18 protein-coding genes are annotated in these 26,721 nt (G+C 58.3%); 6 read left to right on the top strand and 12 right to left on the bottom strand.

Annotated features, from left to right (window positions below; all coding sequences use genetic code 11):
- Positions 1 to 18: 18 nt before the first annotated feature.
- The 5 genes from gltB to Mal65_RS20140 form a co-directional block, all read right to left on the bottom strand.
- The gene (gene gltB, locus Mal65_RS20160) at positions 19 to 4,587 is read right to left on the bottom strand and encodes a glutamate synthase large subunit (protein WP_145301770.1); all 4,569 of its coding nucleotides are present in this window, start codon (positions 4,585 to 4,587) and stop codon (positions 19 to 21) included.
- A gap of 106 nt (positions 4,588 to 4,693) precedes the next feature.
- A complete protein-coding gene (locus Mal65_RS20155; protein ID WP_196784322.1) occupies positions 4,694 to 5,692 on the bottom strand; it encodes a LysR family transcriptional regulator in 999 nt (332 codons plus the stop codon).
- A 222-nt stretch (positions 5,693 to 5,914) separates the two neighbouring features.
- The gene (locus tag Mal65_RS20150; protein WP_145301764.1) at positions 5,915 to 6,172 is read right to left on the bottom strand and encodes a hypothetical protein; all 258 of its coding nucleotides are present in this window, start codon (positions 6,170 to 6,172) and stop codon (positions 5,915 to 5,917) included.
- 367 nt (positions 6,173 to 6,539) lie between these two features.
- Complete coding sequence (locus Mal65_RS20145) at positions 6,540 to 8,018, bottom strand: DUF58 domain-containing protein (protein ID WP_145301761.1); 1,479 nt, start codon at positions 8,016 to 8,018, stop codon at positions 6,540 to 6,542.
- Positions 8,018 to 9,490, bottom strand: coding sequence for an aldehyde dehydrogenase family protein (locus tag Mal65_RS20140; protein WP_145301758.1), 1,473 nt, complete (start codon positions 9,488 to 9,490; stop codon positions 8,018 to 8,020). The genes Mal65_RS20145 and Mal65_RS20140 overlap by 1 nt, the downstream gene beginning before the upstream one ends.
- 289 nt (positions 9,491 to 9,779) lie before the next feature.
- Here Mal65_RS20140 and Mal65_RS20135 point away from each other — a divergent pair, with 289 nt between their 5' ends.
- On the top strand, positions 9,780 to 10,688 hold the full coding sequence (locus Mal65_RS20135) for a thiamine-phosphate kinase (protein WP_145301755.1): 909 nt from the start codon (positions 9,780 to 9,782) through the stop codon (positions 10,686 to 10,688).
- 94 nt (positions 10,689 to 10,782) lie between these two features.
- Here Mal65_RS20135 and Mal65_RS20130 read toward each other — a convergent pair whose 3' ends face one another.
- Positions 10,783 to 11,541 carry a 3-keto-disaccharide hydrolase gene (locus Mal65_RS20130; RefSeq protein ID WP_145301752.1) on the bottom strand — a complete coding sequence of 253 codons (759 nt, stop codon included), beginning with the start codon at positions 11,539 to 11,541 and terminating at the stop codon, positions 10,783 to 10,785.
- A 237-nt stretch (positions 11,542 to 11,778) separates the two neighbouring features.
- Here Mal65_RS20130 and Mal65_RS20125 point away from each other — a divergent pair, with 237 nt between their 5' ends.
- Positions 11,779 to 14,139: a coiled-coil domain-containing protein gene (locus tag Mal65_RS20125; RefSeq protein WP_145301749.1), complete on the top strand. Its 2,361-nt coding sequence runs from the start codon at positions 11,779 to 11,781 to the stop codon at positions 14,137 to 14,139.
- Positions 14,140 to 14,205: 66 nt separating this feature from the next.
- Here the strand turns inward: Mal65_RS20125 and Mal65_RS20120 are convergent, their stop codons facing one another.
- Positions 14,206 to 15,567: a sulfatase-like hydrolase/transferase gene (locus Mal65_RS20120; protein ID WP_165701410.1), complete on the bottom strand. Its 1,362-nt coding sequence runs from the start codon at positions 15,565 to 15,567 to the stop codon at positions 14,206 to 14,208.
- A gap of 524 nt (positions 15,568 to 16,091) precedes the next feature.
- Here Mal65_RS20120 and Mal65_RS20115 point away from each other — a divergent pair.
- The 3 genes from Mal65_RS20115 (at position 16,092) to Mal65_RS20105 (ending at position 20,453) form a co-directional block, all read left to right on the top strand.
- The gene (locus Mal65_RS20115; RefSeq protein WP_145301743.1) at positions 16,092 to 18,992 is read left to right on the top strand and encodes a serine/threonine-protein kinase; all 2,901 of its coding nucleotides are present in this window, start codon (positions 16,092 to 16,094) and stop codon (positions 18,990 to 18,992) included.
- A 213-nt stretch (positions 18,993 to 19,205) separates the two neighbouring features.
- The gene (locus tag Mal65_RS20110) at positions 19,206 to 19,622 is read left to right on the top strand and encodes a hypothetical protein (RefSeq protein WP_145301741.1); all 417 of its coding nucleotides are present in this window, start codon (positions 19,206 to 19,208) and stop codon (positions 19,620 to 19,622) included.
- 183 nt (positions 19,623 to 19,805) lie between these two features.
- Positions 19,806 to 20,453 carry a 3-keto-disaccharide hydrolase gene (locus Mal65_RS20105; RefSeq protein WP_145301738.1) on the top strand — a complete coding sequence of 216 codons (648 nt, stop codon included), beginning with the start codon at positions 19,806 to 19,808 and terminating at the stop codon, positions 20,451 to 20,453.
- 105 nt (positions 20,454 to 20,558) lie between these two features.
- Here the strand turns inward: Mal65_RS20105 and Mal65_RS20100 are convergent, their stop codons facing one another.
- From Mal65_RS20100 to Mal65_RS26665, 3 genes are all read right to left on the bottom strand, one after another.
- Positions 20,559 to 22,058 (bottom strand): polysaccharide biosynthesis protein, encoded by a 1,500-nt coding sequence (locus Mal65_RS20100; protein WP_145301735.1) that lies wholly within the window; start codon positions 22,056 to 22,058, stop codon positions 20,559 to 20,561.
- A gap of 24 nt (positions 22,059 to 22,082) precedes the next feature.
- Positions 22,083 to 22,934 carry a hydrogen peroxide-dependent heme synthase gene (gene hemQ / locus Mal65_RS20095; protein ID WP_145301732.1) on the bottom strand — a complete coding sequence of 284 codons (852 nt, stop codon included), beginning with the start codon at positions 22,932 to 22,934 and terminating at the stop codon, positions 22,083 to 22,085.
- 202 nt (positions 22,935 to 23,136) lie between these two features.
- Entirely contained in the window at positions 23,137 to 23,361 is a 225-nt protein-coding gene (locus Mal65_RS26665) for a hypothetical protein (RefSeq protein WP_165701409.1), read from the bottom strand.
- A gap of 817 nt (positions 23,362 to 24,178) precedes the next feature.
- On the opposite strand from Mal65_RS26665, the gene Mal65_RS20090 reads away from it, so the two are divergent.
- A complete protein-coding gene (locus Mal65_RS20090) occupies positions 24,179 to 25,054 on the top strand; it encodes a DUF1571 domain-containing protein (RefSeq protein ID WP_145301730.1) in 876 nt (291 codons plus the stop codon).
- 66 nt (positions 25,055 to 25,120) lie between these two features.
- On the opposite strand, the gene Mal65_RS20085 is transcribed toward Mal65_RS20090, so the two are convergent.
- Positions 25,121 to 25,732 carry a flavin reductase family protein gene (locus tag Mal65_RS20085; RefSeq protein WP_145301727.1) on the bottom strand — a complete coding sequence of 204 codons (612 nt, stop codon included), beginning with the start codon at positions 25,730 to 25,732 and terminating at the stop codon, positions 25,121 to 25,123.
- Positions 25,733 to 25,918: 186 nt separating this feature from the next.
- The gene (locus Mal65_RS20080) at positions 25,919 to 26,713 is read right to left on the bottom strand and encodes an inositol monophosphatase family protein (protein WP_145301724.1); all 795 of its coding nucleotides are present in this window, start codon (positions 26,711 to 26,713) and stop codon (positions 25,919 to 25,921) included.
- Positions 26,714 to 26,721: the final 8 nt, after the last annotated feature.

Here is a 26,721-nt window from a genome sequence, read left to right as displayed (position 1 = left end):
GGTGTTTGGTGCGTCAGATCAGACCGGTGCGGCGGCCTGCTTTTCAGCCATTTCCAGCAACACACGCTTGTAATCAGTCGGCATGACTTTGACGCATTCGGTCATGAACTGGTCCCAGTTGTCCAAGGCTGTTTTCGCCGTCGCACTGCCGGTGTAATCGGCGTGGTTCTGGATCATCTCCCGGACCTCGGCTTCTTCCTCCGGTGAATCGATTCGTTCCAGTGCCACGGTTGCCAAGTTGCAATTCAGATTGAAATCACCTTGGCGATCCCACACATAGGCGATGCCGCCTGACATCCCGGCGGCAAAGTTGCGTCCGGTGGCGCCCAGGCAGATCATGCGACCACCGGTCATGTATTCGCAACCATGGTCACCGACGCCTTCGACGACGGTTTTTGCACCACTGTTACGGACACAGAAACGTTCCGCCGCGCGACCGCGGAAGTAGGCTTCACCGCCGGTCGCACCATAAAGACAGACGTTGCCGACGATGATGTTTTCGTGAGCGTCGAATGTGCTTTCACGTGGCGGATAGACGATGATCTTGCCGCCCGAAAGTCCTTTGCCGATGTAATCGTTTCCGTCGCCTTCCAGATCGATGGTCACGCCGTGGGCCAGGAATGCACCCAAGCTTTGACCAGCCGATCCGGACAATTCGATCCGAATCGTGTCGTCGGGCAACCCGGCTTGGCCGTGCTTCTTGGCGACTTCGTTACTCAGGATGGTGCCCACCGTTCGGTTGATGTTCACCACGGGCGACTGGATGACGACCGGCTTGCCGGTGTCGATGGCCGATTGGGCTTCGGGCAAAATCTTTCGAATGTCCAGCGATCGTTCCAGTCCGTGGTCCTGGGCCATCACGCAGCGGACTTCGACGTCGTCATGCGGTTTGGCGGCCGGTGCCAGGATCGGAGTCAAATCCAACCCATCGGACTTCCAATGCTTGATCGCTTTGTCGGTCATCAGGACTTCGGTGTGACCGACCATCTCGTCGATCGACTTGAAGCCCAGCTTGGCCATGATGCGACGTGCTTCTTCGGCAACCATGAATAAGTAATTGACGACGTGTTCCGGTTTGCCGCTGAACTTCTTGCGCAGTTCCGGATCTTGGGTCGCGATGCCCACCGGGCAAGTGTTCAAGTGACACTTTCGCATCATGATGCAGCCCAGGGTGATCAGCGGTGCGGTGCTGAATCCAAACTCTTCGGCTCCCAGCAACGCCGCAATGACCACGTCGCGACCGGTTTTCAATCCGCCGTCGGTCTGCAGAACCACTCGGCTGCGCAAGTCGTTCAAGACCAGCACTTGATGCGTTTCGGCGATCCCCAATTCCCAAGGCAAGCCGGCGTGCTTGATGCTGGTCAGTGGGGACGCCCCCGTTCCGCCGGTATCGCCGGAAATCAGAATGTGATCGGCGTGCGCCTTGGCGACGCCCGAGGCGATCACACCGACGCCGACTTCGCTGACCAGTTTGACACTGATGCGTGCCGCACGGTTGGCATTCTTCAGGTCGTGGATCAGCTGGGCCAAATCCTCGATCGAATAAATGTCGTGGTGCGGCGGTGGGCTGATCAAACCGACGCCGGGCGTGCTGTACCGGATGCTGGCGATGTAATCGTCGACCTTTCGACCGGGCAATTCACCGCCTTCACCGGGCTTGGCACCCTGGGACACCTTGATCTGAATTTCGTCCGCGTTGGTCAAGTACTCGATTGTCACACCGAACCGACCAGACGCCACCTGCTTGATGGCCGAACGCTTCGAATCGCCGTTGGGCAGCGGCTGGAATCGCCGAGGATCTTCGCCGCCTTCGCCGGTGTTGCTCTTACCGCCGATACGGTTCAACGCGATCGCCAACGACTCGTGCGATTCGGCGCTGATGCTGCCCAGTGACATTGCACCGGTGCAAAACCGCTTGACTATTTCGCTGGCCGGTTCGACCTCGTCCAGATGAATCGCCTTGCCGGGATCATCTTTGAAGTCCAACAGTCCGCGAAGCGTGCAGCGGTTGCGGCTGTCTTCGTTGATCGTGTGGGCGAACTTCCAGTACGCATCTTCGTTGTTCTTGCGTGCGGCGTTTTGCAGATTGCTGATCGCTTGCGGGCTCCACGCATGCTTTTCGCCCTCGGCCCGCCAGTGGAATTCACCCAAGTTCGGCAATTGACGCTGACGATCGACCGATTCGCTGGGATAACCCAATTCGTGCCGCCGAATGGATTCTTCGGCAATCACATCGAACGAGACCCCTTGGATCCGGCTGGCGGTGTTCGCGAAGCACTTGTTGATGACTTCGTCTTTCAAGCCCAAGGCTTCAAAGATTTGGGCACCCTTGTAGCTTTGCAGCGTACTGATCCCCATCTTGGCCATGACTTTCAGCATGCCCTTGGCGACACCCTTTCGATAGGCGGCGACAACGGCATCGTCGTCGCCGATCGAATCGGGCAACAGCCCGTCGCGTCGCGATTGCCAAAGGGCTTCAAATGCCAAGTACGGGTTGATCGCATCGGCACCGTAGCCGACCAGCAAACAGTGATGGTGGACTTCGCGGGCTTCGCCGGTTTCCACGACGATCCCCACACGCGTCCGTTTGGCCGTTTTGACCAAGTGGTGGTGGACGGCGCCGGTGGCCAGCAAAGCGCTGACGGGAATGCGTCCTTGGCCGATTTCGCGATCGGTCAACACGATCAACTGAATTCCATCGTCGGCCGCGGCTTCGGCTTCCGCGGAAATCCGATCCAACGTTTTGGTCAGTCCCGCCTTGCCTTCGCTGCGGTCGTACGTGATGTCGATCACCCGGCTGTTCCAGCCTTGGTAATTGATGTGCTTGAGCGCCGCGATTTCTTCGTTGGTCAAAATCGGGTGATCGACCAACAGCCGGTGACAGTGCTGGGGTGTGGCCGCCAGCAAGTTCTGTTCGGGACCGATGTAGCATTCCAGCGACATGATCACTTCTTCACGGATCGAATCGATCGCGGGATTGGTGACCTGGGCAAACAGTTGCTTGAAGTAGTCGTAAACCAGTCGTGGTTTGTCGCTCAGGCATGCAATGGCACTGTCGTTGCCCATCGAACCGACCGGGTCACGAAGCTGTTCGACCAGCGGACGCAGCATGAAGTTCATCGTTTCGGCGGTGTAACCGAACGCTTGCATCCGAGGCAGCAACGTGTCGCTGTCGAAACCGTGCCCTTCTTCTTCGGGATGCAAGTCGGCCAGCCGAATGCGTTGTTCCCGCAGCCATTGTCCATAAGGCATCTTGCGGGCAAAGTCGCTCTTGAGTTCTTCATCGGGAATCAAGCGGCCTTGTTCGAAATCAACCAAGAACATCTTGCCCGGTTGCAGACGCCCCTTCTCTTTAACGATCGCCGGGTCGACGGGAACCACACCGACTTCGCTGGCCATAATCACGCGATCGTCATGCGTGATGTAGTAGCGGCTGGGACGCAAGCCATTTCGGTCCAGCGTCGCGCCGATGTACTTGCCATCGGTGAACGCGACCGAAGCGGGGCCGTCCCACGGTTCCATCAGACTGCTGAAATACTCATAGAACGCACGCTTGTCTTCGTCCATCGTTTCGTGCTTTTGCCACGCTTCGGGCACCATCATCATGACGGCTTCCTGCAGCGTGCGACCGCCCATGAGCAAAAACTCCAGGACGTTGTCGAACGTTCCCGAATCGCTGCAATGCGGTTCAACAACGGGGAACAATTTGGACAGGTCGTCGCCAAACAAATCGCTTTCGGCGTTGCCTTCGCGGGCACGCATCCAATTGCTGTTGCCACGCAGCGTGTTGATTTCGCCGTTGTGCGACATGAACCGGAACGGTTGGGCCCGGTCCCAACTGGGGAACGTGTTGGTCGAAAACCGGCTATGGACCATCGCCAAGTGCGTTTTGAAGTCCTCGTCACGCAGATCGGGGAAGTACGGCAGCACTTGTGCCGGCGTCAGCATCCCCTTGTAGATGATGACCTTGGTGCTGAGCGAACAGATGTAGAAGATCAACGCTTGGTCCAGCTTTTCGCTGCCGCGCAGCATGTGACTGGCACGCTTGCGAATGATGTACAGCTTGCGTTCAAACGCCTCGCTGTCCAGTCCGTCGGCCGCACCGACGAACAGCATCTCCATGACCGGTTCGCTGCGACGTGCCGTCGGACCCACGTCCGCGCCGTCGGTATCCTGCGGCACGTCACGCCATCCGATCAGCGTTTGTCCGGTTTCGCTGATCAAACGTTCGATCGTTTCTTTGCAGAACTCGCGTTCTTGCGGATCAGTCGGCAGATAGATCAAACCTGCGGCGTACTTGCCTTCCTCGGGCAGGTCTTTGCCCAGATCTGCTTTGGCGACTTTGCGCAGAAAAGCGTGGGGCAATCCACACATCATGCCCGACCCGTCACCGGTGTTCGGTTCACATCCACAGCCGCCACGGTGGTCCATGTTTTGAAGCATGGTGTCGGCGTCGACGACAATCTGGTGACTGGGCTGGCCCTTGATGTGCGCGATGAATCCGACACCACACGAATCTTTTTCGTGCGCCGGGTCGTAAAGGCCTTGGGAAGGCGGCAGATGGTGACGGTTCAAAATTGCGTTCATAGCTTGCTCGTTCGTTATGGGCCGTCGCCGGGGTGCGGCGTCATGCACAAATGACAGACTGCAAAGATGGTTTGGAAACGAGGGGTTGGATATCAATCGGGGTCGGTCAAGCCACCACGGACGTGGTGGCGGTGTGTTCGTCGGCGGACTCATTGCCGCCGGTCAATCGTGGCGACGATCCGCCACGCGGCGACGGATCCAAGCGACCGCGGCGATCAATGGGCAGCGGCCGGCCCAGCAACAGGGATGCAAATTCGATGGCGGCGGGCGTCAGCTTGGCCGTCCGCCGGAATATGAATCCGAGCGGTCGGTTCATTTGAAAATCAGGGCAAGCCAGCACTCTCAGCGTGCCGGTTGCGGTTTCACGTCGGACGACCGATTGAGGCAAAAACGCGATCCCGCCATTGGCTTCGATCGCGCGAACCATCGAATCGGCGTTATCGAACTCGATGTCGAAGTTGACCGTCACGCCCATCTTGGCCAACAGCTTGTCGATCTCTTGCCTCAACAGCAGCGACCGGCAAAAGCCGACCATCGACAACCCGTGCAATTGATCTCGGCCGACCGAATCGCTGTCGGCCAACGGGTGACGGGGGGAACAGACCAAACGCATCGGTTCGCTCTGCCAGCCCACGTGGACAATGGTTTTCGTGTTTCGGGGAAAGCTGACCAGTCCGAAATCAGCGTCACCACGTTCCACGATCTCAACAACACTGTGGCTGTGGCCGAATTCCAACTGCACACGGACGTCGCTGTGTAACCGTGAGAATTCCGTGGTCGCGTCGGGCAGGTAACTCAGACCGACCGAGTAAATCGTTCCCACTCGGACTTCACCGGCCAAGCGTTGGCCGCGATGCCGGACCTCCCGCTCCAGCGATTGGTAATCCCGCAAGAATCGCCGCAGGCCGCGAAAGTAAAGCTCGCCGGCGTCGGTCAGGCTAAGCGGGCGCGTACCGCGATCGATCAGCTTGGCGCCGACGGATTCTTCCAACTGCTGAATCGACTGGCTAACCGCGCTTTGGGTCAATTCGAAAGCCGACGCCGCCCGGCTGAAGCTGCGATGCTCGGCAACGGCACAGAAAATTTCGAGCGATCGGAGTTGCAATGAAGACCTGGGAGTATAAGTAACGCTTAATTTGCCGGCTCCGTCCGTCAGTAAAACTTAAGGAAGGTTAAACGCGTTGCCTGTCAGCGTCAAGACACACCCCGTTTGTGGCCGCCCCGCGATCGCCTGGAAGACGGTCAAAAGATGGCTTGAGACGCCCGTGTCGGGTTTCCGCCGAGCGGGGGTGGGGCATTCGAAATACCGTCAATACGCCGGCATCGCTTAGGCGGCGCGATTGAACCGCTGGGGCAGCGTGAATGCATAGATCACCACGATCGCACCGACGAACAGCAGCACCCACGGGAACGCTTCCCCCGGGGTCCAAGACTTGATGCTGTACGAGGGGGCTGCGGTGGGATTGGCGAAGTCGGCGGCCGTCGTCTCCGCCGCGCCGTAGAAATTCGCCGACTCGATCACCATGGATTCCAAGCCGACGATGATCGCCATGATGCCGAGAGCTAAAAAGAAAGAACGCCACATCAGTCACGGTCTCCGAATCGTTGCACGGACGGTTGGCAGGGAAGGCTGTCGGTGCTTTATCGGTCGCTCGCCCCGCCCCAGCCAAACCCGTTTCTGATTCGCCGATTGATCGTGCTGATACTTCCACATCCGTCAGGCGATCAAACCGCCGCATCCGTCAGGACCGTCAACGCGGTAGCGGTAAGGTGGGGCAAGAAGCCAGGGCCACGGGCAGGCAGGGAAACGGGGACCTCGTGGACACGGCGCGATATCAAATTCGCATTGCAGTCTGGTTCATCGCGTTGGGAGCGGAGAGGATCCGGAGAGGATGGCGTTGTCACGGCGTCGATGAATCATCCTTCGCCAGTCAGTTTTGGGTCGAAGTGGCTTAAAGCAAGTGTTGCGCTTTGATTTCCAAGTATTGATTGACCAGTGGCGCGGTCAATTCGTCGGGAAACGCATCGACGCACAGAACGCCGCGCTGCTCCAGGTCTCGCAACACCTGCTGCCGCCAAATCAGAATGTCGGCGGCCGCCACGCCACGGTACAGCGTTCTACGCTCGGCCGTCGCCAGCCCGCCCAAAGTCGATGGTCCGGCAGATTCCGCCCGAGCGACCGCCGTGTCGGCGGCATCGAACAGACCGCGGTCGCGCAGCAAGATGCCCAGCGGTAAATGTTTGCCGCTGATGTTGCCCAGGTAGTCCACGACCGCCGCCGCATTGACTTCGTCAATGACGTTGGTGGCCAAGGTGATCAGCGAACGACGCTTGCAGTGATTTTGCAGATAGACGAACGCTTGGTCATAACGTGATTCGACCATGCGGGGGAATTGATCGAATCCGGCTTGCAGCAGCCGATTCATTTGGCTGGCGCCCCCGCGTGGTGGCACGTAGGCGTGGACCGTGTCGGAAAAGCACAGCATGCCGACCGAATCCCCTTGATGCAGCGCGACATAGGCCATCATCAACGAAGCGTTCAATGCGTGATCCAGCAGCGAAAGCCCTTCGCACAGATTGGTCATCATGCGTCCGCAGTCCAACATGAAGACCACGCGTTGGCTTTGGTCGGTTTGGAACTGTTTGACGGTCAGCTTTCGCCGACGGGCCGTGCTGCGCCAATCGATGTGACGATAATTGTCGTCACGGGTGTAGTCGCGCAGGCGTTCGAAATCACTGTCTTGGCCGATCCGCCGGGTCCGCCGAACACCGATCAAACTGAGTCGATCGGTTCTTGCCAGCAACGCGTAGTCCGACATTTGTTTCATGTCGGGATAGACGTTGATTCGACTTTCCACCGGAATCGAAACGTGTCGGCGCCAGAACCGCAGCGGGCTTTCCAGTCGCAGATAGACGTGATGAAGTTGAAACGCACCGCGTCGAAACGCCGTCAGTTGGCGCGTCGCCGAAAATTCCGCCAACGGCGGCAAACGCAGTGGGTGGTCCATCGGGTCGGACCGAAAGCCATCCGGCAAGTCGTCGCGGACGTGACCGACCAGCGTAATCGCGGTTCGGTTTTCCACCCCCAGACGACTTTCCATGGGCACACCGATGCTGCCCGTCCGCGAATGAGATCGTGACGCCGTGATACCGCCGGACGTCATGACCAGGACCAGAAAAAAGTCGATGCTGGCGAACAGGATCAATAGCCCATCCAGGACCAGCACGGCCAACAGCAACGCGGGAAAGAAAACGTTCAGCGTGCTGACCACCGCGATCACCGCCAACGCGATGACCCAGCGGCGGCTGGGAAAAATCTTGGTCCACCAAGCCGCCAAGACCAGCGGCATCGTCGCTGCGGCAATGATCAGCCAAGGCAGCGCCGATGCGTACTGGAAGGTTTCTTGTGCGGTCTGGCGGATCGGTTCCATCAAAGTGCCATCGTGACGGTTTTGCTTTCGGTATACGCCTTCAAACCTTCTTCGCCCAATTCGCGTCCGTAACCGGACATCTTGAATCCGCCGAACGGGGCGCGAGCATCGAAGGCGTCATAAGTGTTGACCCAAATCGTCCCGGCGCGAACTCGGGCGGCAAATTCATGGGCCAGCGATACGTCGCGTGTCCACACCGCCGCGGCCAAACCATAGCAGGTGTCGTTGGCACGGCGGATCAGGTCTTCTTTGTCATTGAAGGTCAACATGCTAAGCACCGGGCCGAAGATCTCTTCCCTGGCGATCGCCATGTCGTCTTGAACGGAATCAAAGATCGTCGGCTGGATGAAGTAACCTTTGTCGCCGACCCGTTCGCCGCCGGCCACACACTGGGCACCCTGCTCTTTGCCTTTGTTGATGTACGACATGATTTTGTCGAACTGGGCTTGGTCGATTTGTGGCCCCTGTTCGGTGTCGCCGTCAAACGGATTGCCGACGCGCCGCTGAAGGGTCAGACGTTTCAGTTTGTCCAAGAATTCGTCATGCACGCTTTCTTCAACAAACACGCGGCTGCCCGCGCAACAACATTGGCCCTGGTTCAGGTACAGCCCGGTGTAGGTCCCCTGGGCGGCGGCATCCAGATCGGCATCGGCGAAAATCACGTTCGGGCTTTTACCACCCAGTTCGAACGTCAATCGTTTCAACGTTTCGGCAGAATCACGAGTGATCGTTTGCGCCGTTCGGTGTTCGCCAGTGAAAGCGACCTTGTCGATCATCGGGTGCTTGACCACTGCGGCCCCCGCGGTCGGTCCGAAACCGGGGACGACGTTGATGACGCCATCGGGAAAGCCGACTTCCTTGGCCAATTGTGCCATCCGCAAACAGCTAAGCGGCGTTTGTTCAGCAGGCTTCATCACGATGGTGCAACCGGCGGCCAACGCGGGACCCCATTTCCAAGCGACCATCAGCATGGGGAAGTTCCAAGGGATGATCTGGCCCGCCACCCCGATCGGTTCACGTCGTGTGTAGCAAAAATGGTTGCCGCGAACCGGAATCGTGCTGCCTTGGATCTTGTCCGCAAAGCCGGCGTAATATCGAAGCACGTCGACCACCAGTGGCAAATCGCCGCCACGGCTTTCGCGAATCGGTTTGCCGTTGTCCAGCGTTTCCAATGCCGCCAGTGAATCGATGTCTTGTTCGATTCGATCGGCCAGTTGGTACATCAACCTCCCACGATCGGCGGCATCCATCCGTGCCCAAGGTCCCGATTCCAACGCGGCGCGGGCCGCCTTGGCCGCCCGGTCGACGTCTTCGGCATCGCCTTCGGCGACCTGACAAATCTCTTCTTCGGTCGCCGGATTGATCGTTGCGAATGTCTTGCCACTGGCGGCGGGAACGAATTCGCCATTGATGAAGCATTCGGCGTGGTCGATTTTGACGTCCAGCTCGTTAGGGGAAAGCGTGGTCGACATGAAAAGCCCTCGTGCGAGTGAAGGTGATGAAAGGAGGCGGGGGAAACCACGGCGAAACTCCGGATGGGGTGATCCAGTGGTGGCCCGAAAAATCGGCCCGCAGCGGTACCCGTCAGTCTAGCGATCGCGGTGTTCGGCGTGGCGATTTGCCGCACTGCCGCGAGTGGTGATTTTGGGTCGGTCGTTGAACTTTTTCGTCGCTTCGCTAGGCTCCGCCGCCGGTGCCGTGGCAAACGCTTGGCATCGACCGCTTTCACGCCCCCCATTTGATGACGCACGAAACACGGAAATGGAAACATCCTTTTTGGCATATTTGCGTGGTCGTTGCCGAACCCTTCCCGAGGTGGAGGTCGGCATCGGCGATGACGCCGCGGTCTTGGCGCCGGTCCAAGGCCGGCAAGTGATTTGCGCCGACCAGATCATCGACGGGGTGGATTTCGACGCCGCCGGCCAGTCTTTGGCCGACATCGGATACAAGGCGATGGCGATCAATCTGTCCGACATCGCCGCGATGGGGGCTGTTCCCGATGCGGCGTTCGTCACGCTTGCTTTGCCCAAAGACGATGCGACCCAAACGGCCGGGGCGGTTTATGAAGGCATCTTGGAATCCGCCGCCCGCCATCAGGTTTCGATCGCCGGCGGAGACCTTTCAGTCTATGACGGCCCATTGTCGATCAACATCACCATGACCGGACACGTGGCCGCGGGCGAACCCTGGTTACGAAGTGGTGCGTGTGAAGGCGACGCCATTGTCGTCTCCGGTGCATTCGGTGGTAGCATTCTGGGGCGGCATCTGCGTCCGATCAGCCGACTGTCCATGGCGGCGACGCTACGCCGCTTGGTTGACGTACACGCGGCGATCGATGCCAGCGATGGGTTGTCGTTGGACCTGGACCGTATGCTGGCCGCCAGTCGCGTCGGCGCGGAACTGGATATCGATCAAATCCCGATCCACGACGATGCCCACCGGCAAAGCAAACAAAGCGGACGCAGTGCGTTTGAACACGCCTGGAGCGACGGCGAAGATTTTGAACTGATCATGACCATGTCGGCCGACGATGCGCAAAAGGCCGTCGACGATCCGGAAATCGGTAAAGACCTCCGGCGTATCGGCACCGTCGTCGGCCGAACCGGACTTTGGAAGCGAGACAAAGGCAGCCTGAAGCGGCTGTCGCCCCAAGGATACCTGCACGGATGATTTTGCCGGCTGCTGGGACGTGCTCGGCTGCCTGACGGTACCTGGCTACTTGGAATCGAACGGCCTTCATGGTCGAGTGATTGCAACGCCGGAGTCAGTCCAGCGGTTTGATCCAAATGTTCTTGAACTGGATCAAGCTGGACGCGGGCGAGTACTCGCCGTTTCGCATACCGCCGTGGTGTTGCAGCACGACCGGTCCCTTCTCGGGAATCCCGGGCAACTGGGCGTTTTCCAGAACCAATTGGTCATTCAGCATCACGGTCACCCGATCGTCGACCAAGATGATTTCGAACCGGTTCCACTGGCCCACCGGTTTGTCTGCATTCAACCGTGGCGTCAAAGCGGCACGGATTTCTGGCGGAGTCTTGGGATTGTTGCGGTGGCCATAGACTTCGCCCGATCCGATCGGCCAGCACCAGATGTTCAGCTGGGCTCGGCTGTCACCACGCAGGTAAACACCCGAATCCGCGTTGGGCCGCTTGATGGTGATGTTGTTTCCGGATCGATCGGTCAAATAGGTCCCGTCGCTCAGCACAACTGGGATGTCCATCAAGCCGGTCGTCTGCTTCAAACGCCAATCGATTTTCAGGATGAAGTCGGTGAATTCCTGTTCGGTTTTCAGGTTCTTGTCGCCGCTGGCTTCGGACATCGCGTCATAGTCGATGACGCCGTCGACGACCTTCCAGTGTCCCCCGTCGCCTTCGGGAATCACCCAACCCGAAAGGTCGGTACCGTTGAAAAGGGATTGGAATCCGTCAGCGACTTCGGCTTGGCCGAAAGCGTTGGGGCCGTTGCCCAAGACGCAGCCAACCAAAGCAATGGCAAAAATTGAAAAACAGCGACGCAGTTTCATGACTTGGTCCCAAGGCGGGTGGTGGGAAAGGCGGGGCTGGAAAACACGTGACTGACACAGCGTAAACCACCGCGTCGTCGCTGTCAGTTTCACAAGCGTCGGTTCGGTCTGACAATTCGTCTCGACTTGACAAACGTTTCTTTGTTAATGCCCCCAATGATGTCGGTGGGGATGTTGCAACCATCCTGGGTTCCAGGTGCCATCGTCGGTCGGATTGTTGAATACCGGAGTTTTACTATGAATGCCTGGATTGGCATCCCCGTCATGTCCGCCTTTCTGTTTGTCTTGGGCGGCATTTTGATTGGCCACTTGCTGTGGTATCGCGACCGAACCAGCGACCTAAAGGCGGTGGATGAAGCCGAAGGCAAATATGCCAAGGCTCGCATTTCGGCCGTGCAGCGCAAACGTGACGTCGGTGAACTGGAACGACGTTTGGACCAGCGGGAACGCGAGGTCAAACAACAGGAATTGGAAATCCAAAAGCTGAAGAAACAGCATCACGCCTGGGAAACTCAAAACGAAGACGTCCAAGCCCAACTGCAGCGTTTGGAAAACGCACGCCAGAATGCGTTGGCCACCGCCAAACAGGCCGAGGAAGATCGACAGGCCAGCGAATTGGCTGCCGAGGAAATGAAAACTCGGCTGGACGACGAACGACAGCGTCATCAGCAAACCCAGGCCGACGCACAGAAGGAATTCAACCGCGTCGTGGCTTCGCAGCAACAGGCCGAAAGCCACCTGCGTGAAATGGAAGCCGCCCTGGACCAGGCCAAACAGGATGCCGCCCAGTTCGAAGCACAGCTGCAGCAGTTGGCCAAGGACAAGAACGAACAGGTTCACGAGCATACCAATGACCTGAAGCGGATCGAGACGCTGGAGGACGAAATCGCGTCGTTGACCGCCGAGCTTCGCAAACAGCAATCCGATTCGGCCGACCTGATCGCCGCTCGAGACGAATTGGAACAACGCGTCGAACAATCCGCCGAACAGCTGGAAGTCCAAGTTCGCAAGACGGAATCGTTGATCCAACAATTGTCCGAACAGCGAGAATCAAGCGAGTCTTTTCAAGCGACGATCGACGAACAGAAAAACGTCATCGCACAACAGACCGAACGCATCTCGGTGTTGGTGGAACAGTCCAGCCAACAAGACGAATCGGTGGCCAAACAAATCACGCAACTGCGTGATGAGGCCACCATGCTGAACGAGAATCTGACGGCCGAACGTGACGCCCACGACGCCACCAAACAACAGAACATCGAACTGAGAGATGCCCAGCAATCGTTCGAACGTCAAATCGCTGAGCTGAAGGAACGGCTGCAACAGGCAGACACGCGACATCAGGCCAGTTTGCAACAGATGAACGAAACGCAAGATGAACTGTTGCGTGCGAATCAGATGTTGGTCGATCTGCGGTCCACGGTCGAAGACCGAACCCAAAAGAATATCGAACTGGAATCACGGCATGCCGAGCTGCGAACCCAAGCGGCAGTTGCCGATCAATTGCGGGGCGAACTACAGCAGGCCAACAATCATGTCGCCGAATTGCAGTCACGTGTTGAGTCGTTGGATGCGATGGTGGCGGACCTGAAGCAGCAAAAGCACACGTTGGTTCAGATGCGCAACAAGGCCAGCGACCAAAACGATCAGTCCAAGATCGCTTTGGTCGCGGTCAACGAAACCGTGGATCAATTACGAGTCGCGCTTCGTCAACGCGAGCAAGAACTGACCGCCCGTGTCGATGCGGCGCATGCAAAGGTGACCGAGTCGGAAACCCAGTCCCGAAAGCTGCAAGAACACGTCGAATCGCTGCAATCCAAGCTGGCGGAAATGGACCTGTTGCAAACGCAACTGGATGAAGCACGCGATGCCTTGGCCAAACGCGACGACGCCTATCAATCATCTTGTGCGGAGCTGCAAGCATCCACGCAGGAAATTACGGAGTTGAAGACTCGTTTGGATCAAACGCACATCGACCTGGACCAAAGCCGCGGCGAACTGGCGTTGTCCCAGGACCGCGCTCAGCGATTGGAATTGACACTACAGGAACACGCCGCACAGATTCAAACGCTGCAATCGACGTTGTCGGATCGCGATGAAACAGTTCAGCAAACACAGGTCGAATTGCAACAGCAATCGGACCAAGTCCGGCGGCTGTCCGATCAGCTCAGCGATACCCGGCAAGAAGTCCTGTCGGCTGAAGATCGTCTGCACGAACACGCCGACACCATCGCCAACTTGAAAGCTGAACTGGAATCGGCGATTCAGCGTCACACCGCAGCACAACAGTCGCTAAGCGAAAGCGAAAGTCGCGTCGCGCAGTTGACCGGCGACCTTGCCGAAGCGGAGCCGTTCCGAGACCGTGCCAAGCAATTGCAAAGCCAAATCGATCATTTGGAAGCTCAGCTGGGAATGGTTTTGGCCGAGCACGAAGATAGCTTGGAGGCGAACGCCAGAATGCAGGATCGATTAAGCGAAGTCGAAGCCGAGCTGCACGGTGCGACGAAAACGATCCGCGAATTGCGACGAAGTCGGGCCAGCATGGGATTGGCCCAACGACCGGACGACCAGGACGATTCGGCCCGACGCGCCGCCTAGGTTGGTTCAAAACCCCCGGTACCGGATCGTTCATCCGGTACCGGATAAAGTGTCGTTGGCGATCGCTTATTGCCAGGGAACGCGGCCGCCGTTCTGGATGTGCCGCTGCAGCCGCAATTGCATTTCACGGAACTTCCCGGATTGACGATCCGACAGATCAACCTGTTCCAGCGGGTCGTCGGAAAGATCGAACAGTTCAAAACGGCTGGTGGGCAAGTTGTGCACCAGTTTCGTCTGGCCGACCAAGACGGCTTCGCAAGTCAGGCCACCATAAGCTTTGCCGCCTTCACGACGGACAAAGTAAATCTCTCGGGGATCCTCCCAATCGGTTGCCGGGTTCCGAATCATCGGGACCAATGACCGGCCGTCCAACGCATCCGGGATCTCGGCACCGACCAGGTCCAAGACGGTGGGCATCAAATCTGCGGTGCAATTCGCCGCCTTGGCCACACTGCCGATCGTGGTTTCGGCGGTCGCGCCACATCCCGGCGGAACATACAGCGAACCTGGGATCCTGAGACCGCCTTCGTACATGGACCCTTTCCCGTCACGCAGGTTGCCGTTGTTTGCACCAACGTTGACTTGCCCGCCGTTGTCGCTGGTGAAGACAACGAGGGTGTTTTGATCTTGGCCGGTGTCGGCAAGCCGTTTCAAAACACGACCGATGCCGTCGTCCAAATGTTCGATCAATGCGACCAGTTTGGCGCGTCGGGGGTCGATCGATGAATCGCGTTGCCGCACGCGTTCCAACCAATCTTGCGGCGGTTGAATGGGAGTGTGTGGCGCGTTGTAGGCCAAGTACAAAAACCAGGGACGATCGGCGTGTTCGGTTTGGTTCGAAATGAATGCTTCGGCCCATGAGGTGAAGACATCGGTGGCGTGACCTTCCGGGTGAACCGGCGTCATGCCGTCACGCATGTAGTGTTGGCCATGGCGCAGATGGTTGTAATAGTCATCCATCATGTCACCCAAGAACCCATGGAAATGATCAAAACCATGTCGATGTGGATGGTCTTCTTCGGTCAATCCCAGATGCCACTTGCCGATCGCTTCGGTGTGGTAACCGGCACTTTGCAGGGCACCCGGCAGGGTCGGTTTTGAGGGCGAAAAGTTGCCCCAGCTGTTATCCTGATGCGTGCGGATCACACCCGGCACGCCGACGCGATCGGGATAAAAGCCGGTCAGGACGGAAGCGCGCGTCGGCGAACAAACCGGACAATTCGCGTAGAAACGCTGAAGCCGCAATGATCGTGCAAAGAGGTCGTCCAGATGCGGTGTCCGCATGTCGGTCGACCCTAGGCACGACAGATCGGCCGCACCCAGATCGTCGACGATGATCAACAGAACATTCGGCCGGTTGCTGCGTTGCCCCCCTGAGGTGTCGGCGGCCCACAGGGGGCGGTCAGCCCAAATCAAACCGATCGTCATCGTCCAGAACAAGCACAGCCAGATGACACGGCACGGGGTGGACCGGCGGAGGTGGGACAGACATTCCTCTACTAGGTGAAACGTGTGGGATGCCGAACGTGGGGAACGGTGGGGGGCCGAAAAGGTTGCACGCGATGCCCTCACTGGGACGCGTGTTTTGCGGCGGACGATGCGGTGGGGGCGGCGGGATTGATTCACGGGGGGCAACTCGTGGGCGGGAAAGCAGTCTGGCTGTGACGGTTGTACCGGTCGTCGGGCTATCGTATTCCAAGACGGTGGCGATTTGTTGACGGTCTTTCGGTACAGGACTACCGTGAACGGATCGACGGTTCGTGTGCATAGGAACGCGGGCACCACGGTGGGCCAATCACACGATCGCCGGTGCAGAACCATCACGCTTTTCAACCGTGTGTTTGCCGACGCAGGTGTCCGTTGCCGCTTGTTGTCCTGTGTCGCTGGTTGCTTTCGAACACCGGTCCTTTTTCATCGCCCCACTGAACCCCCGGTCGGGACCGCCCCCAATCGTGTCCAAAGACGATTCGATCCAGCCGAACGCATCGACGGTCCACCGGCGGGATTCGGCACTTCGCCCGAAGGACGCACCTGGGAATCCATCGTCCTCGGGGCCGGATGACTTGGTGTCCGAAGAAGCGCAAACGGTGATTCGTGGTTCATCGGTCGGGCGTGCCTCCGGCTTCAGCGCATCGGCCGGCGGTGCGGCTTCCGGCGGTGCCCTGTCTGGTGGCAACATCGACCGATCCCCGGCATCGGTGGCCAAGGTCTTGTCGGGACAAAACCTGAACCATTTTCACCTGCAGGAACTGATCGGTGGCGGTGGGATGGGCGCGGTCTTTCGGGCTCGCGACGAACACCTGGATCGCGTCGTCGCAATCAAGGTGATTCCTTTTGTTGGTGACGACGTCGATCTCGGACGTCGGTTTCGCAACGAGGCGCAGAGCGCGGCCAAGTTGGACCATCCGAACATCGCTCGGGTCTTTGATGTCGGCCAGGTCGATCACTGGAACTACATCGTTTTCGAATTCGTCCAAGGGACCAATATTCGCGATCGGGTGATACGCGATGGACCTTTCAGTATCGACGACGCCGTGTTTGCGACGTGCCAATTGGCCGGGGCGATCGGACACGCAGCCGAACGTGGCATCGTGCACCGTGACATCAAACCGTCCAATGTCGTCATCAACGCGGATGAACAGATCAAGCTTGTCGACATGGGCCTGGCCCGCAGTGAGAACGTCGAACTAAGCGAAGACATGACCGCCAGCGGTGTCACCCTGGGGACGTTCGACTACATTTCGCCGGAACAAGCACTTGACCCACGCGATGCCGATGTCCGCAGCGATATCTATTCGCTCGGCTGTACGCTGTACTTCATGATCACGGGGCAACCGCCCTACCCCGGCGGTACGATGCTGCAAAAGTTGCTAAGCCATGGCAATGCGCCGCCACCGGACCCTCGATCACTGCGACAAGATGCAAGCGATGACTTGGTGTTGGTCTTGCAGAAAATGTTGGCCAAGTCGCCGGGCGATCGTTACCAAAACGTTACCGATTTGATCGCCGATTTACAGGAGGTCGCCGCGCGCGAAGGCTTGAAGCGTTCCCTGTCCATTGCACGCCCGCTACCCAGCAGCGAAGGACTTTGGACACCCGCGATTCGACAGTTTCTGCCCTGGGGCGTCGCGGTCGTGGTTTTGTTGGCGGTTGCTTTGTGGTTGCAAATCGATTCGCGACTGCGCGACAACGAATTGCAGATTCAAATGCCGGATCGCATCGGCATGGTGACCGAATCGGACGCGATTCCCCCGGCGAGACGTTCGCCGATGGGTGATCAACGGCAGCCAGCATCTGGCGACACCCGCACGGCATCGCCATCAGGCACGCGAAATCCAGATACTCCCATCGATCCGCCAGGTCCGCCCGCGACCAACGGTTTCGAAGTGATCGATGATCCATCGGGTAGCGCCGACGGTGCTGCTGTCACCGGACGCGTGGCCGATGCACCCGGGGCCGCTGTTTCGGATTCCGTCGCGATGCCCGGTGCGGTCGGTGATGCGGATACGTCGCCGTCGGAAACCGCCGCAGGCATTGATGTCCCCAGCGTTGCCACGACGAAACCGCCGGCCGATCGATCGCCGCCATCGTTGGGCACCGCCCTGCCCGACGGCAAGCTGGCCTTGCCGATGGAAATCGCCCCGCCATTGATCGCAAGGGTCATCGACCAGTTGGACAATCCCTATCCCGGATTGAATCTGCGCGAAGTGACCGTCGAAGGGGTGGCTTATGTCAATTCACTTTCAGACGCGTTTGATTTAGCCAGGGTGCATCGACTGGATCGAATCGAGTTGGCAGCCAAGGTGATTCGGACCGGACCGATCCGAGTGCCCGTCGATTCGATGCAGATCGTGTCCGTCGTGGATCGCACCTTGTTGTGGGTCCAGGCGGACGAAGACCTTTCGATGCAGCGGTCTCAGTTGATTGACGTCGGCGACCGACGCACCGAGTGGGATGGGATCGATTTCTTTTGGGACGTCGGCGCCACCGAAGCGGATGGGGGAACGTTGTTCTCCGTCGGTGCCAACCGCATGTTTCGAATGACCGACTGCACGGTCACGGTTCGCAATTCATCGCGTCACGATCACGTCTATGCGATGGAGGTCAATGCGGATTCTGAAGAATCGTTTGCGGCAATGCCGGATTCGGACGAGACGGTCACCGTTGAAAGTCCGACGCTGCCGTTGGTCGCCATTGAGATGGAGAATGTGGCGATACGCGGTGAGATGACCTTGTTGCACTTGAGCGATGCTGCGGAATTGCAGTTGAAGTGGAACAATGGATTCTTGGCCGTGTCGCAACGCTTCATGGATTGCGTGGGGGCCGCCGAACCGCCGTCGGCTACCACGCCGGCGATGCAGGTGGAAATCAGCCGGCTGACCGCTTCGATCCCCGAAGGCTTTTACCGGGCGCGGATGGGTTTCGTCGAATCGTATCCGGTGACGTTAAAACGCCAGGCCGATCGCTGCGTTTTTCTGCAGCGTACGGGGGTTCCGCATTTCGAAATTCGCGGCATCGACCCGTCCGCGTCCATCAAGTCACTGATCCAGACTCGAGGCCAAGCCAACGCGTACGTGTATCCTCAGGCGACAGCATTGGAAGATCCGTTGGTTTCGATCGGCGAGATCAACCAGCCGCCAAGGCAGATTCGATTGGACACGATGATCGCAGAAGAACCCGAGGACTGGTCGAGCGAAAAGGATCCGCTGTGGTCGGTCCGTTGGTCGGTGTTCCCGTTGCCGACGCGGCCGCCGAGCGAATTATTGAGCGAGGATTTTCGTCAGGACGGATCGATCCTGAGCGGCTTTGATTTACAAACATTGCCGCCTTTGCCGCCGATCGCCTGGGACTGAGGTATTTTTTCCTACGCCCGCGGTCGACGACCGACGAGCTTTCGATTTTGCAGTCCCCTGATTCAGAATTTCTGGAGTTTGCATCGAAGATCGGTCGACGACTGAGGGGCAAGATTTGACTTTTGCCAACCTTTAAGGGTTAATAGTGCGGTCCTTCCGAGATCTCGATCGATGATGATCTCAGCCTTGCTACACACCGTCGGAGATTTGTTGATGCATCGTTCTGTTTCGTGGCTTGCCGGCATTGCCGCCGTGGCTTGCGTTTTTACCTTTGCCGCGCCCGCCTCGGCCACCAGCGATTTCGCTCGGGCTTGGAAAGAAGCCTACTTGGCCGGTGACGACGTCGACGCCGATTTCGTGAAGACGGCGCGAAAGGCCGGTTGCTACGTCTGCCATATCAAGGGCCACCCCAAGAAAAAGGAAGTCCGCAACGAATACGGCAAAGCGATCCATGAATTTTTGAAGAAAGAGGATTTCCCCAAGGACTACCTGAAGGAAAAACCGGAAGAAGCCAAGAAGAAGATGGTCGAAGGCTTCAAAAAGGCTGGCGAGAAGAAATCCAGCGACGGCGAAGTCTTCGCTGAAAAAATCAAGGCCGGCAAATTGCCCGCCACCGACGCCGGTCTGTAAGATCGCCATCGCCGGACCACCGGTCATCATTTGAATCAACGAAACGCTTGTTCCATGTCGGAACAAGCGTTTTTTGTTTTCATGTAGACTGTGGCGAATCTGAGCGTCGGTCGATTCGTTTTTTCCGCGGCATCGACCCTTCGTTTCCTGCCCCCTTCACCGCCCGCCTTTAGGTGCCCCCCCATGTCGAAAGTCTGTTTGGCCGGTCTGGTCATTGCATCGTGCGTCGTCGCTGCTGTCCCCGCCTCGGCGGACTCACCCTCCGGATCCGATGAAGGTTTCGTTGCCCTGTTTGACGGCCAGTCGCTGGATGGTTGGAAGGTGTCGGAGGAGAATCCAGATTCTTGGAAGGTGGAAGACGGCAAGTTGGTTTGCGAAGGCCCCAGAGCCCACTTGTTTTACGTCGGCGAATTGGCACCCTTCAAAGACTTTCATTTCAAGGCGGAGGTCATGACGACGCCCGGAAGCAATTCCGGGATCTACTTTCACACCAAGTACCAGCCGAGCGGTTGGCCAAAGTATGGCTACGAATGCCAGGTCAACATCACGCACAAGGATCCCAAGAAGACCAGTTCGCTGTACAGCGTCAAAAACGTCGACGATCCAGGTTTGAAAGACAACGAATGGTACACGCAAGAAATCATCGTTCGCGGTAAAGAAATCACGTTGAAAGTCAACGGAAAAGTCATGGTTCAGTACACCGAACCCAGTGACCAGGAAGCTTTCAGCGATAGCTTTGAACGTCGTTTGGGCGAAGGCACTTTTGCCCTGCAAGCTCACGATCCGGACAGCAAAGCGTATTTCCGGAACCTGCGAGTCAAAAATCTGTAAGCGGTCTGTCGTTTTGGATCGTCGCCTGACAATCCATCAAAGCAGCGAAGCGAAGCATCGATTTGCCCAGCAGAAGGCAACAATGATCGGCGTTGATTCAGAATATCAAACGCCGGTCGCGGTCGACGTGACGCTCGTGGCGGCGGATGCATCGTCGTTGTGCCATTGGCGTCGCAAATGGCCAAACGCCCAGGTCGATAGCGGCAGTAGAAAGATCGCTTGAAGCAAAGCAAAAGCGACAGCCGCGCCGGTGGCACCATGCGACATCACCGCCGCGACGATCACCACGCCGCAAACCAGACTGCCGACCACGCTGAATCCCAAGTACGGTGATCGGCCGTGGGCATGCAGATACAACCACTGGAATTCTTTGATCAACGCCGCGACCAGGCCGATCGCCAGGAAGAAGGTCGGCGCCGGACCTAAAAATCGGTCGGCGATGTGAAGGGCACCGGCGTTCATCAGCACGATCACCGCGACGACTGCCAGAACCAACGCCGTCATCACGACGACGGCGATCCTGCCGACGCGGAACAGGATTCGGTCGGCTTCGTTCCAATCCCGTTTCTGGATCAGTGTTCCCAATTGGGGCACACGTGTTCGAACCCAAGACGAACAGGCGTTACGGATGGAGGACAAAATCGTCCAAGTCAAACCCATTTGCCCGCCAACGACGGGGCCCTGCAGGTTGAAAACCAAGACGTGCATCAGGTCGGACCGCAGGAATGCGAAGACCCCTTTCAAAAACAAGCGAATTTGAAAGGGCATGACTTCCAAACGCCAATCCAGCGAATCGGTTCGTGGCGCGTGCCATAGGGTTCCAAACAGTCTGCGATAGCTGCCGATCAGCAAGCCGATTTCGATCAACAGCCGAACGGCCATCACAAATACGGGGACCCATAAATTGGCGCCTGCGGCCATGGTCCCCCAAACCACAAGGTTGCCGACGATTTCTCGCGTCAGGTGCATCCGGTACACCGGTCGCACCTGATGGCACCCTTCCAACACCGACAGAAAGGGAGTCAAAGCGAACGTCAGGACCGCAAACCCGACGAGGCCCAGCCAAGGGAAAAACCAGTCAATTTGGTCGGACGACTCGGCGCGCGAAAACATCCAAATACCGACCGCGGCCAAGGTGATCCCTGACACCACCGCCAACGCGGCAAAGGCGGCCGCCGCCGTTCGCAACAGACTGCCCAAGCGTGCCAACGCACCGGCGTCACCGGTCAAACCTCCGTCCGTGGACCACTGCAGTTTGGACCACAAGTGGCTGGTGTTCATCACGATCGCCTGTGGGATCGAAATCTCAAAGTAGGTTTGAAATCCCAGAACCGTGTTGAACATGTAGAAGTAGCCCTGGACCTCCGGCGAAAAGTAGCGCGCGATCAACAAAACCGTGATCGGGCCGGCCACCAATTTCCAGTACCGGGCAGACATCGCAAAAAATGTCGCCCGGTCGATTTCCAATCGATTCAAGGCCCGCCGCGGCCACGAACGTCGCTGGAGCGAATCGGTTTCGACGGGTGGCGCCCCGATCGGTTCGCCGGTCGCAGCGGATGCATTCGGCGAAGCGGCATCGGCATCGTTGGAATCGTCTGGCGACATGGATGGTGGCTTGGGGCGACCGGATTAGGGTGTCGTCGGGGCAACCCGGCAATGTCGCATGATGGCGTCGGCGTCCGCTTGATAGCCGACGTAAAAGGGACCGAATTCCGCGTACTTGGCGCTCGCTTCGTCGAAACGCATTTGATAGACGATATCTTTCAAGAATTGCGGGTTGCGGGCCCAAAGCGTGACCATCCATTCCCAATCATCCAGCCCGACGCCGACGCTGATCAATTGGCTGACCCGGTTGGCAAAGGCGATCCCGCTTTGTGCGTGCTGCGCCATCATGGCATTGCGCCGGCTGAACGGTTCGCTGAACCAATTCGCCCCAGGGACACGGCTCTTGTTCATCGGGTAAAAGCACGCCGCAGGCCAATCCGGGATCTCCGGTTTCAAGCGTTGCTGATTCATCATCGGCAACCGTCTTTCATAAGCGGCGACTTTTGCCGCCAACTCCGGTGCATCAGGTTGTGTTCCTTCGCGGATCAGTCGTTCGCGGTATTGTTCAACGCTTGGGACGTATTCGCTGACCTCGCTGATTGAAACAAAGGACCACGCCGGCTTGATGACTTTGCCCAGACCGCCGGACTGCAATCTCTGGTGAATCGAATCCACCACCGCGGGATCAGGGTCCATGACCATGACGCCGAAATCGACTTCGTGACCACTGATCCAGTAGGACGCCAGGCGTTGGGGAACCGATTCGGCGGGCGCGAACGCTTCACGAAATCGCTGGGCCAGATCATCCGACAAGCGGTCGGGTAACGCATCGCGATCGAAACGATAGAAGAAATGGCCGCAGTGCCATCCGTTTTCAGGGACGACGGAATTTTCGGCCGGGGCGGGGGCTGGTCGTTGGGCTTGCGGGGCGTTCATGGCGGGCGAATGAAGCGAAATGGTGGTGTCCGAGGAAGTTGCGTTTTGCCTGCATCCTAGATCATTTTTTTCCTCGGCGAACCGCCCCGATTCGCAGCGGCCTTGATTTACCGTTTCCCACCGCTGTGATTCGCGCAGCCGACGTAGCCGATCCAATGCAACATCGCCAGGATCGATGCCTTGGCGAAGCGTCCGCTGGGCATTAGCGAAGCGTCCACTGGCTGTATCCGTCGCGGTAGCCGTACTGGCGAGACCAATGCCGCGATCCGCGGGCACCGAAATAGCCATACGAATAGGGTGTCTTCCAGGCCGGTCGGGTGGCGGCCGACGGAATCGCGGGGCCAGGTTTCTGGTTCATCGCATCCCATTTGCGATTCACCGATGCGGACCAAGGTCCGGATGTCGCGTGATCCCAAACTCGTTTCACGTGGTGGGTGGCCGATGACACTTGCGGCGGTGGCGGTGTTCCCGGCATGGACTGTGGGGGGCCAACGACGGCAGACGACGAATGAGGATCGGTCACGGGGCGTGTCGAGCGGCTGGCGGGTGAACGCAGGATCCGATGTGGGGGTGGCGTTGGCTGCCAAGTATCGGCGTGCTGCCAGGCGGATGGCTGTGTCGCATCGTGCTGCGCTGCCGATTCAAAGCCCCGGTTCGCCGAATGCTGGGCAGTGGATTGCGCGGCGTCTGTCAGAAGGATCGCAATCGCCACCGCACCTATCCAGACGAACGAGCACGGCTCGGCGACGATGGATCGCGGCGACAAGAATGTGGTACGGGTGTCCAACGAAATCATGAGGCATCCGTGTGCATTTTGGACAGGCGATGGGGCCGACTTTGCCGATTGCGCAAAGGCTACGGTGTTGTTTTTATCGGCAGCCATCAACGAATCGGGTGAACTAATTCGCTCGGAAAGCCCGTGGGATCAGTGGTTCACGCGATAGCGAGGTGAATTCCTTCATCAGATTCGTCGAAAACGTCCGGATTCCTCTGGCCACCCAGGGCCCCAAATCGCTATCAAATCTTGACCGAAGGTCTCGACGATACGAGATCCGGTAACGAACGCGAGGATTGAGCGGTTTGCACTTCGTGAATCGGATGCTCCGGTGCCCAGCAATGTGGTCAACAAGCTGGGGGCTTGGGTTCGATTTCTAGTGCAAAGCAACCGGCCCAATGGCAACGGAAACGGTGATGCCAGGGCCCATCGGAAACGCCAACAATTCTTCACCCGCAAGGATGCTGGGATGCAATACCAACGACGTCAATTCTTGACCGCCATGGGCGCCGTGGCAGCGGGCGGTTCCGCACTGCCCGCGATTGCTGCTGAAAACAACGGTTTGGTTGAACCGGTGCACCGTGTCGCCAACTCGTCCGCGGGCGTCCTTCACGCGGCAAAGCCGTTGGATCGTGCCCTGCAAATGGCTCGTGAAGCCCTGGATTCCTGTCGGGCAAACATCAACGATTACACCGCCATCTTGGTCAAACGAGAAAACGTCGGCGGAACGATCGGCGAACAGGAATTCATGTACACCAAGATTCGCAATCGCAAGGTTGCCAGCGGACGTGTGGTCCAGCCGCTAAGTGTGTACATCCAGTTCTTGAAGCCGACGACGGTCAAAGGCCGTGAAGTCATCTATGTCGAAGGCCAGAACAACGGCAATCTGGTCGCACACGAGGGTGGGTTCAAAGGCAAGTTCTTGCCGACGGTCACGATTCCGCCCGATGGCATGTTGGCAATGCGGGGCCAGCGTTATCCGATGACCGAAGTCGGCATCGAAAACCTGATCGTCAAGCTGATCGAACGTGGTGAAACCGCGCGAAAGTACCCCGATGTGACTTGCGAATTCCGCCGCAATGCTCGGGTCAAGGATCGCGTATGTACTGTGTTGCAGGTCACACAGCCGACGCGACGTCCTGAGTTGATTTTCTATCAGGCCCAGATCTTTATCGATGATCAACTGAAGGTGCCGGTTCGCTACGTCGCCTATGACTGGCCACGACGTGCCGGCGATCCGCTGCAGGTGATTGAAGAATACACCTATTTGAACCTGAAAACGAACGTCGGTTTGACCGACGCCGATTTCGATCCGCGGAACCAGGCGTACAGTTTCTACTCCTGATTCGCGAACAGGGGTCCGACACGGTCGGTTCGTCCGGCCGGTCACCGGCCCTACGTCCGACAGCGTCTAGTCTTGCGACGGCCGCGCCAGATCGAACAGGTCATTGGTGCGGCAGTACAATGGTCCGCCCATGCGTCCGACCGTTTTCAAGTCTCGCAGCTTCAAACGACCGCTGTCGACCAGATCGTCGTCCACGTGCAAGTGACGAATGTGCCCGATGACCAGGTTCGCACCGCCCGGTCCGGTGCCCAATTGAATCGCTTGCATCAGTTCGCATTCGAACGTGGCGATTGCGTCGGACACGCGAGGGACATCAATCGTCACGCAGTCCGCCTTTTCAATCTTCGCAACGTCGTATTCGTCGACTTCGTGATCAAACGCACCCGCGGTCATGTTCATCGCGTCGACGACCGCTTCGTTGACGATGCTGACGGCGAACTGGCCGGTTTCGGTCAAATTACGCAGGGTGTCTTTGGGCGAACCGTCGTCGTTGTTCGCGGGACAGAACATCAGGCACGGCGGTTTGGCGCCCACACCATTGAAAAAACTGAACGGGGCTAAGTTCACGTGACCGGCGGATGATCGCGTGGAAACCCAGGCGATCGGACGCGGTGTGATCAGCCCGACCATCCAGTGGTACATCGCACGGGCAGATAGTTCGCTGGCAGAAAAGTTCATGGATGACGATTCGGTGAAAGAGGCATGCGACGAAGGTTGTTTATCGATGTGAGTGTCGCGGCCAATCGATGGTCGGTCCCGACGAACGTCAGACACGGCGGTGTTGATCGCCCCCGACCGTCCGGTCTTTCACTGTGGGATCGGTCGCCAATGGCGTGGAGGCCGTGAGCGACCACGCAAGCGCGGTCACGACAGCAGTGGCAGCAAGCTCTGGTGCAACGATGTGTTTGCTGCGACAACAAACTTCGGATTCCAGTCGTCAAATCCGTCGCCGTTGTACGCCGTCAGCACGGCGCCGGATTCGCGTGCGATCACGGTGCCTGCGGCGCTGTCCCAAGCGGCGACACCGGTGGCCCAGTAAGCGTCCAAGCGACCGTCGGCGACGTAGCACATGTTTAAGGCGCACGAGCCCAGACGGCGTAGCGACCGGCATTGTTCCAGCACGCGAACGAATCGTCCGACTTCCGGATCGTCGGATTGAACGCCGGCTTTGAAGCTGCAAGCGATCAGGCTGTTGCCGATTTGCTGACAGTCGCTGGATTCCATCACGCGACCGTTGGCTTGAGCACCCTGGCCATCGATGGCGGTGAACAATTCATCGCGGGTGGGATCCAGGATGACGCCCAGCCGCATTTTGCCGCGAGCGTAAAGGGCGATCGAAACCGCGAAGCTTTGCAGACGGTGGACGTAATTCACGGTGCCGTCCAGCGGGTCGACCACCCAGCAAGGCGGCGCATCGGGATCGCCGCGGCGGACGGATTCAGGTGGGTCGTTTTCGCCTTCCTCTTCACCGACAAAGGCATAGTCGGGGAAAGCGGCCTGCAATCGTTGTCGTATCGCGTGCTGCGATGCCAAATCGGCGTCGGTCACCAAGTCCTTGGGCGACTTTTCTGACACGACGCGATCATCGCGGCGTGCCATCAGTTCCTTCGCCCCGGCCCTGGCGGCTTCAACGGCGACGTCCAGATGTTGTTGATCCATGCTTTCGG

The organism is Crateriforma conspicua, assembly GCF_007752935.1.
Lineage (GTDB): Bacteria > Planctomycetota > Planctomycetia > Pirellulales > Pirellulaceae > Crateriforma > Crateriforma conspicua.
This window is presented reverse-complemented; position numbering and strand designations above follow the sequence as displayed.

Coding starts and splice junctions, on each gene's coding strand:
- gltB (WP_145301770.1), bottom strand. CDS start 4,587: ATGAACGCAATTTTGAACCGTCACCATCTGCCGCCTTCCCAAGGCCTT.
- Mal65_RS20150 (WP_145301764.1), bottom strand. CDS start 6,172: ATGTGGCGTTCTTTCTTTTTAGCTCTCGGCATCATGGCGATCATCGTC.
- Mal65_RS20145 (WP_145301761.1), bottom strand. CDS start 8,018: ATGGAACCGATCCGCCAGACCGCACAAGAAACCTTCCAGTACGCATCG.
- Mal65_RS20140 (WP_145301758.1), bottom strand. CDS start 9,490: ATGTCGACCACGCTTTCCCCTAACGAGCTGGACGTCAAAATCGACCAC.
- Mal65_RS20135 (WP_145301755.1), top strand. CDS start 9,780: ATGGAAACATCCTTTTTGGCATATTTGCGTGGTCGTTGCCGAACCCTT.
- Mal65_RS20130 (WP_145301752.1), bottom strand. CDS start 11,541: ATGAAACTGCGTCGCTGTTTTTCAATTTTTGCCATTGCTTTGGTTGGC.
- Mal65_RS20125 (WP_145301749.1), top strand. CDS start 11,779: ATGAATGCCTGGATTGGCATCCCCGTCATGTCCGCCTTTCTGTTTGTC.
- Mal65_RS20120 (WP_165701410.1), bottom strand. CDS start 15,567: ATGACGATCGGTTTGATTTGGGCTGACCGCCCCCTGTGGGCCGCCGAC.
- Mal65_RS20110 (WP_145301741.1), top strand. CDS start 19,206: ATGCATCGTTCTGTTTCGTGGCTTGCCGGCATTGCCGCCGTGGCTTGC.
- Mal65_RS20105 (WP_145301738.1), top strand. CDS start 19,806: ATGTCGAAAGTCTGTTTGGCCGGTCTGGTCATTGCATCGTGCGTCGTC.
- Mal65_RS20100 (WP_145301735.1), bottom strand. CDS start 22,058: ATGTCGCCAGACGATTCCAACGATGCCGATGCCGCTTCGCCGAATGCA.
- hemQ (WP_145301732.1), bottom strand. CDS start 22,934: ATGAACGCCCCGCAAGCCCAACGACCAGCCCCCGCCCCGGCCGAAAAT.
- Mal65_RS20090 (WP_145301730.1), top strand. CDS start 24,179: ATGCAATACCAACGACGTCAATTCTTGACCGCCATGGGCGCCGTGGCA.
- Mal65_RS20085 (WP_145301727.1), bottom strand. CDS start 25,732: ATGAACTTTTCTGCCAGCGAACTATCTGCCCGTGCGATGTACCACTGG.
- Mal65_RS20080 (WP_145301724.1), bottom strand. CDS start 26,713: ATGGATCAACAACATCTGGACGTCGCCGTTGAAGCCGCCAGGGCCGGG.